This window comes from Exiguobacterium sp. s75 (assembly GCF_018617145.1).
Taxonomy (GTDB): Bacteria; Bacillota; Bacilli; order Exiguobacteriales; family Exiguobacteriaceae; genus Exiguobacterium; species Exiguobacterium profundum.
In genome coordinates this window covers 1610947-1626340 of sequence record NZ_JACSJQ010000001.1, presented here as the reverse complement: position 1 = coordinate 1626340, position 15394 = coordinate 1610947, and the positions used below count along the sequence as shown (strand labels likewise).

General features: G+C 47.7%; 9 protein-coding genes and 1 riboswitch. All 9 genes read left to right on the top strand.

Translation table 11 applies throughout. The annotated features are described in order from the left end of the window. Window positions 1–21: 21 nt before the first annotated feature. Window positions 22–3030, top strand: coding sequence for a UvrD-helicase domain-containing protein (locus KNO68_RS08295; protein WP_215112327.1), 3009 nt, complete (start codon window positions 22–24; stop codon window positions 3028–3030). Window positions 3031–3218: 188 nt separating this feature from the next. Beyond that, window positions 3219–4592 (top strand): Ig-like domain-containing protein, encoded by a 1374-nt coding sequence (locus KNO68_RS08290; RefSeq protein ID WP_215112326.1) that lies wholly within the window; start codon window positions 3219–3221, stop codon window positions 4590–4592. A gap of 23 nt (window positions 4593–4615) precedes the next feature. Then, window positions 4616–5425 carry a hypothetical protein gene (locus tag KNO68_RS08285; RefSeq protein WP_215112325.1) on the top strand — a complete coding sequence of 270 codons (810 nt, stop codon included), beginning with the start codon at window positions 4616–4618 and terminating at the stop codon, window positions 5423–5425. A 300-nt stretch (window positions 5426–5725) separates the two neighbouring features. After that, complete coding sequence (locus KNO68_RS08280; RefSeq protein ID WP_215112324.1) at window positions 5726–7363, top strand: WD40 repeat domain-containing protein; 1638 nt, start codon at window positions 5726–5728, stop codon at window positions 7361–7363. A gap of 18 nt (window positions 7364–7381) precedes the next feature. After that, window positions 7382–8251, top strand: a complete 870-nt coding sequence (locus KNO68_RS08275; protein ID WP_214683659.1) for a hypothetical protein — start codon at window positions 7382–7384, stop codon at window positions 8249–8251. Window positions 8252–8282: 31 nt separating this feature from the next. Beyond that, window positions 8283–8423: a hypothetical protein gene (locus KNO68_RS08270; protein ID WP_214683660.1), complete on the top strand. Its 141-nt coding sequence runs from the start codon at window positions 8283–8285 to the stop codon at window positions 8421–8423. Window positions 8424–8785: 362 nt separating this feature from the next. Further along, window positions 8786–8938 carry a hypothetical protein gene (locus KNO68_RS08265; RefSeq protein WP_160300231.1) on the top strand — a complete coding sequence of 51 codons (153 nt, stop codon included), beginning with the start codon at window positions 8786–8788 and terminating at the stop codon, window positions 8936–8938. 156 nt (window positions 8939–9094) lie between these two features. After that, window positions 9095–9171, top strand: a riboswitch (cyclic di-GMP riboswitch). A 13-nt stretch (window positions 9172–9184) separates the two neighbouring features. Further along, window positions 9185–9952 carry a transglutaminase-like domain-containing protein gene (locus tag KNO68_RS08260; RefSeq protein WP_214683661.1) on the top strand — a complete coding sequence of 256 codons (768 nt, stop codon included), beginning with the start codon at window positions 9185–9187 and terminating at the stop codon, window positions 9950–9952. A 116-nt stretch (window positions 9953–10068) separates the two neighbouring features. Next, on the top strand, window positions 10069–15375 hold the full coding sequence (locus tag KNO68_RS08255; RefSeq protein WP_215112323.1) for a SpaA isopeptide-forming pilin-related protein: 5307 nt from the start codon (window positions 10069–10071) through the stop codon (window positions 15373–15375). The last annotated feature ends 19 nt before the right edge of the window (window positions 15376–15394 follow it).

Genomic DNA, 15394 nt, shown 5'->3' with positions numbered 1-15394 from the left:
TGTAAATGGTATGGTGATGATATGGGATGGATCCAATCGATACAACGATTCTTTATGATACGACGTGTCTTACCGCAATTGAAACGTGACGTGAATGTTTTACAAATCGGCTTGGACAATTTGAAGGAGCAGATGGTAGCGTGGGAATCTTCTAAGTCAAGCATTTCTCCAGAAGAAGTGATGCAGGAGAAAGGACGCTTTCATCATGTTTATGAACTGAGTGAACGAGGGTTCCTACTAGATGAAACGACACACACCAAACTGAAACATGAGGACGGTTCACTCCCATCTTCAGTCGTTTCATTGAATATGGCGTACGTTCGTGTATCAGGTGAGTTGTTGAATGTTTGGCGAGAACTCGATGAACGGGTTGAGCGCATCAATCAACGACTCCGTACATATTATGAGCAAATGGCATCTTTTCAACGAGATGTCGAAGCAGCGCGACGTCATTATATCGGTGACTCGTTACGGAAACGACTTCTCGGCGATTATCGAGGCGTATACGACTTCTTCAAGGATGACTCTGTTCCAGAAGCGACTTCGTTCATACAACTTTATCGAGGCTTAGATCGACAGGTGGAAGACTGGAATGAAACGTATGTGACCGAAGAATTGAAACGCACCCAATCCTTCTTTGACTCTATCGATGGGAAGTCGCTCGATGGCCAACAACGACGTGCGGTCATCGTCAATGAGGATGCGAACCTCGTCGTTGCAGGTGCCGGGTCTGGAAAGACGTTGACGATCGCTGCGAAAGTGAAATATTTAGTTGAACAAAAACAAGTACAGCCTCATGAAATCTTACTAATCTCGTTCACTAAAAAGTCAGCCGAAGAGATGAAGGAGCGAATCTGCGAACGGCTTCATATTCCCGTGGAGGTCAAGACGTTTCATGGGCTCGGGATGGGGATCATTGCTGAAGGTCGAAAGCAAAAGCCTCAAGTCGAGGACGAATTGAAAAAAGTTATCCGTGATTATTGTATGCATCAGTTCTATGAACATCCGCATCGTATGAAAGAACTGATCGACTTCTTCGGTTACTATTTCTACATTCCAAAAGGGATTGAAGAGTTTGAGACGGCCGGGGAATATCACGACTACAATAAGCATGTGGATTTAGAACCGCTACGCAGTAAAGTATGGAAATCCCTCACAGCTGCTGAGATGATTGCCACACAACAAAGACAGAAGATCACGATTCAAGAAGAGAAGGTCAAGAGTCTCGAAGAGGTCATGATTGCGAACTTCTTATTCTTGAACGGCATCGAATATGAATATGAGAAGAACTACCCTTATCAGACAGCGACTCGGTATCATCGTCAGTATCAACCGGACTTTTATCTGCCAGAATACGATTTGTACTTAGAACACTTCGGAATCAACCGGAACAATCGCGCCCCTTGGCTCAGTCCAATCGAGGAACAGAAGTATCTCGATGGTATGGAATGGAAACGACAGCTGCATCATGAACACGGGACGAAGCTGATGGAGACGTATTCATATTACCGGCAAGAAGGAAATTTGTTAGATCAACTACGATTGAAATTATTGAAGCAAGGTGTCGTCTTCCGGGAAATGGACCCGAAAGTAGTATTCGACAAGTTATATCGTACGAAACAGAAGAATCATTTTAACGACTTCGTCGATTTTGTGTCGAGCTTTCTTCAATTGTTCAAATCGAATCATTATACGGAGTCTCAATTTGATATCTTCGCACAGAGTTTGAACAAGAAGGACTTGTTTCATTATCAACGAGCACTCCTCTTCTTCCGTCTCGTCAAACCGATGTACCGGATGTATGAGGATCATCTACGACGAACGAACAAAATCGATTTCAATGACATGATCAACGAAGCGACTTCGATTGTTTCGTCCGATGCTGTTCATTTGCCGTACAAATACATCATCATTGATGAGTATCAGGATATCTCCGTCAGTCGTTATCATCTGATTGAAGCAATCCGGCAGAAGACGGGATCAACCGTCATGTGCGTGGGAGATGACTGGCAGTCTATCTATCGGTTTGCGGGGTCTGACTTGAGCCTGTTCACCGATTTTGAACATTATTTCGGGAAGAGTGCCTTATTAAAAATTGAGAACACGTATCGAAACTCGCAACAATTGATCGATATCGCTGGTCGATTCGTGATGAAGAATAAGCGTCAAATCCGAAAGAATCTCTCTTCCGGAAAACGACTGATCACACCTGTTCGCGTGATGGGGATCAAGGGGAAGAACGACTTTGAAATCGCCTTACGTAGAGCGCTTGATCAAATCGTTCAATCACATGGTCCGGAGTCGGATGTACTGCTCGTCGGACGGAACAACTTTGACATCAAGTCAATTGAGGGAAGCGCTTCGTTTCGAGTGAAGTATTTGAAAGATGAAGTGCAAGTGACCGACCGAACGCATCCGAATCTTCGAATCTCCTTTTTGACAGCGCACCGTTCAAAGGGGCTCGAAGCAGAAAACGTCATCCTGATTAATACGGCAAACAGTAAGAACGGCTTCCCGAACAAGATCATGGATGACCCGTTATTGTCATTCGTCCTTCAGAAACAAGAAGAGTTGGAGTTTGGGGAAGAGCGCCGTCTGTTCTATGTGGCGTTGACGCGGACGAAACACACGACGTATGTGCTGACGCCGGATGACCGCATGTCGACGTTCGTCCAAGAATTGATCAAGGAGCAACAAGTTCCGTATGAAATGGGAATCGAGGAAGGCAAGAGCATCCGGCATAATCCGAAATGCCCTCGTTGTCTGGATGGTCATTTGGTCATTCGCGAACAGGCAAATCGAAAGTCGACGTTTGTCGGTTGCAATCATTACCCGGGCTGTGACTATACCGCCAATCATCCAAGCATCATTCATGATCCGATTGTCTGTCCATCATGCAGAGGATATCTTGTGCTACGGGATGGGAAGAACGGTAAGTTTTATGGGTGTTTGAACTTCCCGATCTGTAAACATACGATGGAGCAAGAAGATGTGGAGCAGATGAAGCGGGTTGGGAAAAGAATGAATTGAAGGGAGAGAATCGCCGATGGCGGTTCTTTTCTTTTGGAGTAAATGAGGAGGCAGGCGTGACGAATCTTCTCGAACGATTGACCTCTAAAATTCGAAAACCCTTTTCCCTATCCGTGAAAATGAGAACCTTGAATGGAAAATCCTTTCATATAATAAAGCGTAATGATTTGAATGGAGGATAAATAACTATGAAACAATTAATGAAAACGTGGATTTCATCAATGCTTGGCGCGTTGTTGATTCTAGCGACAATCACGCCAGCAAGTGCGGAAACAGGTGTAGGTATCCTTCCGATCAATGGGACCGTTAGGGGGGAGTTGACGGAAAGTGATAGTAGTAAGATTTACAATTTAACGTTAGAAGAGGCTGGACGTTTTACGATTGACGTAACGTCTTCGGTATCTAACCGTGCATACATTGAAATTGTAGATGAATACAATGATACTGTGTATTCGGATGCTCTTTATGGAAGTGCTGAAACACCAGCGAGAGAAGTCACGAGCATTGACTTAGAAAAAGGAAATTATCAATTTATGATTTATGATGACTATGGAAAAGATGATGTTGGGAAATTTAAAATTTCTACACGTTTTTCTCCGATGAAGACAAATGATCAAGAACCAAACAATGGAACTGCTCAAGCACAAAACTTAGCCTTCGGAAAAAAAACATTAGGATACTTATCAGAGCAGGACCGAATTGATGTGTACCGTGTCGAATTAACAAAAGCAGGTCGACTCTATTTTGATTTCACTAGCTCCGTTGAAAACAGAGCTTATTTCCAACTTACAGATGATTATAACAACTCGATTTTTTCAAAAGCAGTTTATGGTACTTGGAACAATCCAGGAAAATATGCTCCATATATCGATTTAGAGCCAGGTACCTACTATGTTCACATCTATGATGACTATGGTTATGATGACACAGGTAAATATGAATTGACCTCGTCATTCGTTCCAGCTTTAAATCAGGAAATGGAGCCGAATAATGGGACTGTTGAAGCAAAAGTATTTCCGTTTTACCAAACACGTACAGGATTCCTATCATGGAATGACTATATTGATGTGTACAAAATTGTCATTCCAAAAACAAGTCGTGTCAGTATCGACCTCACATCCTATGTCGCTAATCGAGCAATCGTAGAATTGCTCGATGATGAGAACAATAGAGTTGCTAGCGAGTATTTATACGGATCATCAAAAGCGCCTAGTCGATACAAAGAGAATCTTACTTTGAATAAAGGCACGTATTACTTGTCGATTTATGATGACTATAGTCACGATGATACGGGGAAATATAAACTTCGCGTAACATCAAGTCATTTATTGCCAGTTTTATCGATTAACAAAGTGACAGCTCGTTCGACAAAAGTGAGTGGCAAGACGGAAAAAGGTGCGACAGTCACAATGACGATCGGGAAGAAATCATACAAGCGAACGGCTGATGCGAAAGGGAACTATTCGTTCTCCATCAGTAAACAAAAAGCCGGGACAAGCATTAAGATCTCGAGCAAGAACAAGTATGGATCGTCTGTGAAGACGGTGAAAGTAAGTAAATGATTGAACGGAAGGAGAGAACTCACATGAGACGAGTGTTTATGCAGGTGGTGACCGCAATCTTAATGATTGCAAGTCTATCCTTTTATACCGAGGAAGCTCAGGCCAAGTCGGTATCGAAAATCGTGATCCCTACGACATATGCGAAACAAGACAGTGGGTATGCCCGTACACTCAAATTAGACGTTGTCTATACTGACGGAACGGTCGAGCGTATCACGAAAGGGGTGACGTGGTCGTCCACTACGAAGAAGGTTGCCCGTGTCGGAAAGACATCGGTCACATCGGGTGTTCCTGGAAAAACGACGATTCAAGCCGTCTACAAAGGGAAGAAAGCAAAGCGCACGATGACCGTGAGCATCCCTTCGAAACAAAATGATGTCAGTTGGTTGAAAATGCAGCAAGCGTCAATCTTTTACGATGGGAACTTTTACGGGAATCGTGTCGCATTCGGTTCTGACTTACGTAAAGTAAAAGGTTCGGATGGCGCATTTGCTGAGGTCGAGTCTGACTCAGGTCAATTCGGGAAATGGAGTGGGAATTTTCTTCTTGCCGATGATCCGAATTATCAAAATAAACCGACTTACGATGTAAGCAGTGTACACACGTCACCAAAGTTCTTTAAACGTACCGTCACCAAGTCAGAAGTGACACGCGCGCTCGGTACACCGAAAGAAGTCATCGACTACTCCTATACGTTAGGCTTCTTTAAAGCAGGCAAAGAGCTATACCGTTTCAAACAAGACACGCTTCTTGTCTATGAAGTCAATCAGCGAACGCTCGTCGTTCAGCTTGATGGAGATCAAGTCGTTCGTGCCATCTCACTCTTCGAATGATTGTTGATGTGAGTTGTATTCAATACATGAGAGTCGTCTTTCTTTTTGATGAAGGGAGACGATTTTTTATGGAATTGAATCGTGTAGTTTGTCAGTTCATGTCGAACGATTGTTTGTCGATTTTAAATTATTGATTGACTTAAAAATGATAAGTGTCATCCGACGAAAGACCTAAGTTGATACGATACATATAGGATCGAATGGCTCTTGGATAAACGAATGATTTACGAAAAGAGATTGACGTATACGGAAAAAGATAAACGATTAAATCAATCCAAAATGATGAAATGAGGAGATTACATGAAACGATTAGTGAGTACACTACTAGCATCGTTATTGATCTTTACAATGATGCCGGCTTCAGCTGAAATTCGGATGTCTACGATCAGTCAAATTCCTGAATATAATCCTTACGATGTGATTGTACGCGAGGATACGCTTTATTCCTTAAATGATTATGGTATCAATCTTTATGATACTGAGACAGGTGCATTGATTAATTCAATCAAAAGTGACTATACCGTAGATTTCATGACAGTGAATAGTGACCAGACGTGGGTCGCGTCAAGTGAATATTATCGAGTCAGGACATACAACCAATATCTTGACCTTCACAAAACAATTGAAAGTTTTGAATACAACGGGGAGACTTACGAACTCGACAGCTTTAATCAAGTTAAGTTTTTACCAAATAGCTCAATTCTGGTCATCGCAAGTGATAACCGTCTCATTTTCTATGATGTAGAAACCGACCAAGTGAAATTTATTCGTGGAATTGACACGTCGGGAACTCTTCAAGTATCAGAAGAGTATATGACGATAGGATATACTGATTCGATTCAGGTGTTAAACCATCAAGGACAAGCCGTGACAGAAATCATGGCGTCTACCCCGATTCAGTCTTATTCGATGAACCAAAAAGGACAATTGGTGTATAACTCAACAGACCATGATTTATTTTACTTCGAAACACCTTTATCAGAAGCACAGTTTATTACTGAGAGTGTTTCCGGAGCCATCTATTTAGACGAAACAGGTACTTTCGTTGGCTCTGAACAAACGAAGTTATATGACCTATACACGAAAAAACGCATCTATATGAACGTGAAAGAAGGGGCATTTCGATTCAATGAAGATTCGAGTCGACTTTTCTCGATTGGACAAAGTATTACAGTTTATAACGCCCAAAACTTAAAGAAACGAATCCAGACTATTGCAATCGAAGTGGATGAAACGGAAATGATTGAAGGGAACGAACTGAGTCCGGCAATCGTCGTAAAGTCAAAAGATGGTTCTCGAACTAAAGTCACCGATAAAGTCGTGTGGCGATCGAATAACTCTCAAGTCGCTTATTTTTCACAAAACAAACTGATCTTGAAATCTCCAGGGAAGTTTACGTTAAAAGCGACCTATGAAGACCACGAGACGAGTGTCGAGCTGACAGTCAAAAAAGATCCGAGACCATCCGATAATGAATGGCTGAAACAACAGAAACAGTCACTTGAAAAACGTCGTGCGTTTCTGAACTCTCCGCATCGGTTATACTCAGAATTTTCAAAAGTTCGAGGCGTGGCTGGACAGTTCTTCTTCAATGACGAGAAGTTGATTTCTGGAAAGTATCAAGACAACTGGTTATATGAGACTTACAAAGGCAAGAAAAAAGTAGATGGCATGATGTTGTTGCTCGACTATGAAAAACGAGAGATCACAGAAGCGGAAATCAAGAAAGTATTTGGTAAACCAAAAGATACGTACAACTTTAGTTACTATGACAGCATCCCGACGAAACTGATTCGTGGGAAGTCAGCAATCGATGAATCTTTAATCAGTGATGCTGCGTTATATCTCATTAACAAAAAGCACGGCTTGATTATTTTCTACGATTTAGAAGGAAACGTCATCTATATGCATCTTGGAGAATCAACAAAACTTTGGTGATATGAAAGGTGAGGAAAAATGAAGAAAATACTCTTTGCATTCGTGATTGGAAGTCTCTTGCTGATTCATCCGAGTGTATCAAAGGCAGCACAGTCGACAGAGGATTTCGTCGAAGAGCTTCAATATTCATGGTTTAACGGCTACACATATGATGACCATCGTTTGATTCAATTGAATACGTCACGTCCGCTTGAAGTCGTCTCTATTTTCAAACGAGAAAATGAGTACGGGTATGACTATATGATTTATGTCCATGAGCTGAAAAATGGAGAGTGGAAAGTCTCGTATCGTCGCCCTGTCGAATATATGACGAACTTGTCATTCATCACGAAAGGACGGATGGGAGCGACTGATAAAGTGCTGATCGGGAGTTACGAAGGGAGCGGTAACTTCTTGGATGCATACCTGATCGGATCGCCCAATGGTCGCGACATCAAATTGATGCAACACAAGAGTTCTGTTTTCCAGGGAGGGGCTTGGATTATTGATGGGGTCTTGTTTTATGGAAGTGGCTCAATCGTTTCACAAAAATATCGTGTGCAGAATGGAAAGGTCGTTTCTGCCGGTCGCGCATCTGGTCGTGATGATCGATTGATCTCAAAAAATCCGAAGATTTGGCTCGGCTTAAAAATGTCGGGCGATCGAGCTGTCTACGCTGGGAAGAAGACAGTGTACGCCAAAGTCGGAGATCGCATCGGGATTGGTCGATATGGTGTCAGTGATACGAGAGGATATTCGTATCGCTTAATGTCTTACGATGGTAGCTCGGTGCTTTCTTACGATACGGTACGTCCGGGAATGACGGCTATGAAGAGAGGGACAGCCGTGTTATCCCTTGAACCGGATGCATATGGTGATGCTGTGGAGATTAAAGTCATTGTGAGATAAAAGAAGGGATTATAAAGAAGGAGCGACCCTAATGGAATGGTTCATGTCGATGGATGTCCTCGTGGTGCTCCTTGCTGTCGGGTCGATTGTCATCGGTGCTGTCACGAGCCTATTCATTCCGATTCTGCTGATTTGGCTGATCGTTCGTTATCTTCGTAACGGACAGTCGTGAAAAAATGGCCGGAGCGACTGAAGACACGGCAGACTCGGTCAAAAGATAGAGTTTGAACGACTCAGGGGTCATGGTCTAAACAGCATGCAATCCACTACATGATCGATCATCGGACGGACTCAAACGAGTTCGTCTTTTGAATGTAGGCGAATTGTCACTTCCTGTCGAACGAAAGACCTAAAGCGGACACAATTAATTCCCCTTTTTTAGTAAAAACAAACGGAATGTTTGTTACAATTAGGTTACACTAATGGTAGATAAAGGTATGGATTGAATTGTCACCTATCACATGCTGTGCAATTCCCACACTTTTCGCATGTAAATGTCCATACGCCCTACCTCACACGAAGGAGCTGTGTCCATTGAACGATGTTCTCTTTTACGTCTTATTGTTGCTGGCGCTTCCGACCCTCGGTTTTGTCTTGAATTCGATTGTCGTCTTGTCACGATTTGTGAAGCAACAAATCCGTCGCCGTTTCCCATTCACGGAGCAACTATCATTCCGTTCGAAATAATATCATCTGTCTGTTCTTGACAGATTCCGCTAGATCCTCTCACGCTACTTACGGCGAGGGTTTTTAAGCATTCATTTCGGCACATTCATTCCCATAAAATTTAAAAATCAGACATCGTCCACGCATCCCTTATGCTAAGGTTGAGGCGTAAGACTTCACTGATAATGGCAAAACTACGCGAAAGCTAGTGACGCAAAGCTACAGGGCCTGTAAAATGGCAGCCAGTTTCCAAAGGAGGTTCGTTTCGTGAAGAAATTCTTCGCAGGGATGTTGGTATTGTTGTTCGCACTGATTGTGGTGCGACCTGCCGCCGCAGATGCGGCGAGCGCGCGTGTCGATACACGGACGGGGAAAGTCGACGTGTACATCTCGAACCAGGACAAAGGATCATTCAAGTTCGAGGTGCGACAAGGCAAGCAGGTCCGTACTTACGATGTCTATAAAGGGAAGAATCATTTCAACGTCAACTATGGGAACGGGGATTATACATTCACGCTTTACCAGTCATCGGACGGGAAACGCTATAAACGTGTCTACCGCCTTCAGAAAACGGTCCGCCTCGTCCATTCGACGGCACCGTATCTCCACTCCACCCAAAATGTCTCCATCGATTCCGCGACGTCGCGTCTCGCCTCGTCGTTGTCACGTTCATCTTACTCCACTTCGACGCAAACGCTCGTGACGAGCCGTCACGTCAACCGACTCGTTGACTATGACGACAAGAAGATCATGAAGCTCTCATCGACTTATCTACCGAATAACGCCGACACGCTTCGGACGAAACGGGGGATTTGCTATGACTTCGCGTCTTTGAATGCCGCGCTCCTTCGTGCCCAAGGCATCCCGACCCGTCTTGTGATGGGGACGGCGAAAGGGGTCGACGGGTATCATGCGTGGAACGAGGTGTTCGTGAACGGAAAGTGGCGCGTCATCGATGTGACGCGTGACGTGACCGAGCGACGGACGACGACGTACCGTAGCGCCTCTGACTATCGTGCCACACTCTATGATTGAACGACGACCAAGGTCCCTTCCAGAGAAGGCGGCCTTTTTTTGGTATGTTCTTTGAGGCGAATCTCCTTGTTCCACGTTTGTGATGTCTGCAAACAAAGACACAGGAGGAAACGCACATGAAACGATGGTTATCCATGGTCTTGACCATGTTGCTCGTCGTGCAGCCGTTCGCCGTCTCGCGAATGGCGTATGCGGAAGGGGACCCGGTCATCACGGACCCGCAGCCACCGGACAATCCGGTCATGACGATCACCGCCAACATTTTGGACGCGTACACGATTCGGACGACCACGACGGAAAACGTCGAGGTGAGCACGGTCACGACCGATTCGATTGTCGAGATCAACTACGACTGGTCGATTCCGAACGGGCACAGCTACACGGACGGGTCGACGTTCACGTTCCAAATGCCGAGTGAGTTGAAGGTGTACGAGGCGTTCACGAACGCACCGCTGAACTTCAACGGTCAGTCGATGGGGACGTACTCGCTCGCCCTGGACGGAACAGCGACGATGACGTTCAACGACAACGTCTATAAGTACTCGAACATCCAAGGGACAATTCAAGCCCTGACACAAGTGAAAGAAACGACCGAGATCTCAGAAGAGCGGACGGTCACGATCACCCCGATCGAGAACCAGCTCTCGCACATGTTATCGGTCGGATTGAAAAATTCAGGGAAAGACATCACGAAAGCTGGTGTCGCCGACCGACCGTACAACCCAAGTTCCATCGAGTGGACGGTCGAGTTGAACAAAGGGCTGAAACAGATTGAGAATGCCCGCTGGACGGACGTGATCCCTGCAGGTCTGTCGTATCGCGCCGACAGTATGGAAGTGACCCGGCTCGTCATGGCGATGAACGGGAATGTCCTCCGTGAAGAACCGGTGACAGGTCTCACGGTCGATACGACGGATGGTCTCGCCATCGACTTTGGGACGATCCAAAACGCGTATCGCCTCACGTTCATCACGGATATCGTCGATGAAGAGGTGGCGACGTTCAACAACGTCACAAACCTCGAAGGGACGTCCTTCGATAAAGCAACGGCCTCAGCGACGGTCGCTGCCGGGCGGGGAACGGAGCTCGAGAAACGGACGCCGAAGTATGATGATATCACCCAGACGATTGAATGGGTGTCGGACATCAACTTCCGGCAACGAAACTTGAATTCGCTCACGGTGAAGGACTTGTTCACCGACACGCATGAACTGGACGGGCTCACGCTATTTGAAGTGACACTCGATGCCAACGGGAACATCGCGAATCGAGTTGAGGTTCCTGTGACACCATTGAAAATCACAGACACGGGGCTCGAAGGGTTCACCTTCGACCTTCCGAAGAACGGGACGGCGTATCAGTTGGAGTATACGACCCGTGCGAAAAATCGCGTCGTCTCCTCGGGCAGCGTGACGAACACGATCGAAGTGAACGGCTTGAAGAAGTCGGCGACCCGGTCAATCGGACAAGCCGTCTTGCGAAAGACGCACAAGAACCCCGATTATGCGGCAGAAACGATTGAATGGACGCTCGAGTTGAACCGGGACAAACGGGTGATGAACAATGTCAAAATCACGGACACGTTCCCGAACGAGGGCTTGACGTTCATCGAGGACTCGCTGTCAATCGACCGGTTGACGAAAGGGACGGACTACACGGTCACACCCGATGCGAACGGCTTCACCATTGACTTCAAAGTACAATTGACCGACACACATAAGATCACGTATAAAACGGCGTTCGATTACCGCGAGCGTTTGGATGCGAACAATACGAGCTTCGTCAACGCGGCGACCGTCGACTGGATCGACGAATCATCGAACGGACGCACGGTGACGACGACGGATTCCGTCGAGCCGGCATCGAACACGCGCAACAACGGATTCAAAGGTGGCACGTATAACGCTGTCACGAAGGACATCACTTGGAAAATCGGGATCAACTACCACGAGTATGCGACGACGAACCTGACCGTCACCGACACGTGGGAAGGAACGCAAGTACCGGACAAGGATTCCTTCACTGTCGCGAAGATGACACGAAATATCGGCGCGAACGCCTACTCGGTCGACGCGACACCGATCCCGTCGTCCGCGTATAACGTCGTGTGGAGCGACACGGGCTTCGTCTTGACGTTCAACGAGCCGACGGATGACGCGTACGTCATCACGTACGACACGAACATCGACGATACGAAAATCGCACCATCGTATAAAAACACGGCCGTCGTCACAGACGGGGCGACCGAGCTTGGCAACTTGCCGGCGACGGTGACGGTCCGTCATGGTGGCGAATACAACGAGAAACGAGGCATCCAGCAAGGGAAGCTCATCGCCTGGACGATCGACATCAACTTCGGACAATCGTCGTTACAAAACGTCAAACTCCGTGACGTCCCATCGAACAATCAGGACATTCTGCTTGATTCGTTGAGCGTCTATGAGACGACGGTCGCCGCGGACGGTACGGTCACGAAGGCAGGGAAACTGTCGACGGATGCATACACGGTTCAAGCGATCCAAGAGATGGGGGAGTTCGAACTTACGTTCAACAATCCGATCGATCGCCCATACATCTTAGAATATGACTCGTATATCCTGGCTGCGGTCGGGACGGACATCACGAACGACGTCTATTTGACGGCGGACGAGGTCTCCGAGAACACGACGACGAAACAATCGAAAGTCCGGGTCGCCCGCACGTCCGGAATGGGGACGGCGAGTGGAGAGCTCGGTGAATTGACGATCACGAAGACGGATGAGTTGAACGAGAAGAGCTTGAGTGGGGCCTCGTTCGACTTGGTCGACACAGGTAGTGGTCGTACCGTCCGTCGTGGCACGACAGATACCGATGGAACATTGACGTTCGGTCGCCTTCTTTATGGGGACTATCGTCTAGTCGAGACGAAAGCGCCGGACGGTTATTTGATTTCGACGGCGTCACGAAACATCACCATCGCAAAAGTGAAGGAAGCGACGACGGTCAAAAACAACACGATCCGTCAAGACGTTGAATTGACGAAGACGTCGACTTCCGGCCAAGTGCTCGAAGGAGCAGAGTTCACGTTATATGACGCTTCGGACAACATCGTCCGCCAAGGGCTCGTGACGGACAAGGACGGCAGGATCACCGTGACCGACCTCGAGCCGGGCATGTATGCCTTCGTCGAGACGAAGGCGCCGACGGGTCATCTCCTCGATGCGAAGAAGCATGGCTTTTCCATCGTGAAAGACCAACTGACGACAACAACAGTCGGTGTACAGAACCAGCCGTTCAAGTCGATCGAATTGACGAAAGTCGATTGGAAGACGGGCTTGGCGCTCCCAGGTGCCGTCTTTGACCTGAAAGACATGAACGGGAACACGCTCCGCACGGGGCTCGCGGCTGATGCGTTCGGTGTCCTATTGATTAAGGACCTCGACCTCGGCACGTATCAACTCGTCGAGACGAAAGCGCCGGACGGGTACGTGTTGCCGGAGAAGGCATACACGTTCACGGTGACGCTCGAGAGTGAAGCCGTTCAAAAAGACAACGTCAAAAATGAGACGATGAAGCGCGTGAAGTTGACGAAAGTCGACAAAGACACGAACGCCGTCCTTCAAGGCGCCGTCTTCACGTTATACAACAGCAAGAACGAAGTCGTCCGTGACAACGTGACGACGGGAGCGGATGGGACAGTCGTCGTCGACCGATTGGACATCGGCACGTACACGTTCGTCGAGAAGACCGCACCGACCGGCTACATCTTAGATAAAACGCCACATGCGTTCACGGTCGAGTACGGGCAAGACGTCGATGAACAGATCACCATCACGAACGAACAACAAAAGTCGGTCCGTCTCATCAAGACGGACGCGATCACCGGCTCACGCCTCGCCGATGCGACGTTCTCGCTTTATCAAAAAGGTGGAACGCTCGTCCAGGCAGGATTGAAGACGGATGCGAACGGGGAGATCCGGGTCGACCGGTTGAACCCGGGTGACTATTACTTCCAAGAAACGAATGCACCGTCGGGTTACATGCTCGACATGACGGCACGTCCGTTCACGCTCGTACGCGAGACGAACGACGTGACAGAAGTCCGTGCTACAAACGACTCGTACAAAGCGGTACGGATGACGAAAGTTGACTCGGAAACAGGCAATCGTCTAGCGGGTGCGACGTTCAAGCTCGTCAACACGTTCGGAACGACGATCCGCGAGGGACTCGTGACGGACGCGACGGGTGAGATTTATGTCAGCGGCCTCACACCAGGAAGCTATGCGTTCGTTGAAACGAAAGCGCCGGACGGGTACTTGCTTGATTCGAAAGAACACACGTTCAGCGTGGCGGCACGTCAAGGTACACCGACGACACTCACCGTCACGAACGAACAGAAAAAGTCAGTCCGACTCACGAAGACGGACGTCACGACTGGCGATGTGCTTCCGGGCGCGACGTTTGACTTGATCGATGCGTCAGGTGACATCGTCCGTGAAGGACTTGTCACAGATGCGTCTGGAGAGATCTTCGTTCGCGACCTCGAACCGGGCGACTACGCGTTCGTCGAGACGAAGGCGCCGGTAGGATACATCATAGATACGACAAAACACGAGTTCACACTCACACGCGGGACGAATGAAGTCCTCGCGGTCGATGTGACGAACGACCCGTACAAAACAGTCCGTCTCGTCAAGAGAGACAGGGAGTCTGGTGATGTGCTTTCAGGTGCGACGTTCAAGCTGTTGAATGGGGAAGGCGAACTTGTGAAAGAGGACCTCGTCACGAATAAAAACGGAGAGATTGTCGTCGAGGGGCTTGTCCCAGGTGACTATCAATTCGTCGAGACGAAGGCACCGAAGGGGTACTTCTTAGATGAGACACCGCATCCGTTCACGTTTGAACGGGGCGACGTCGAGAAGACAGTCGCGGTCGAAAACGACCGCATCAAGACACTCCTCGTCAAGAAGGTCGATGAGGAGACGGGCGAACCACTCGAAGGGGCCACGTTCACATTGACCGATTCAACGGGTGAGGTGATCACCTTCACGACGGATGCGTCGGGTGAAGCGCGCGTGACCGATTTGAGACTCGGCACGTACACGCTCGTGGAAACCGAGGCGCCGTTCGACTATGAGTTGGACGAGACGCCACGGACAATTCGATTCGAGCGTGGTGGAGCGAACGAGCAACAGATCACCGTGGAGAACATGGCAACGTATTTCGAATTTGAAGAGCCTCAGATTCCAGAGGGGAGCGGAGACAGCGGAAATGGTGACGCAGACTCCGACTCGACTGTCGAGTCAGAGGGCAGTAAGAAACCGACCTTGACGGAACGCCTCCCATTCTTAGGTGGCGAATCATCAAACAGTTGGTGGATCGGCTTCGTACTTCTCGTCATCGGGATTGGATTCCTGTGGACGACAAGACGGAAGACGGCATGAGTAAAAAACAGGTCCTTTA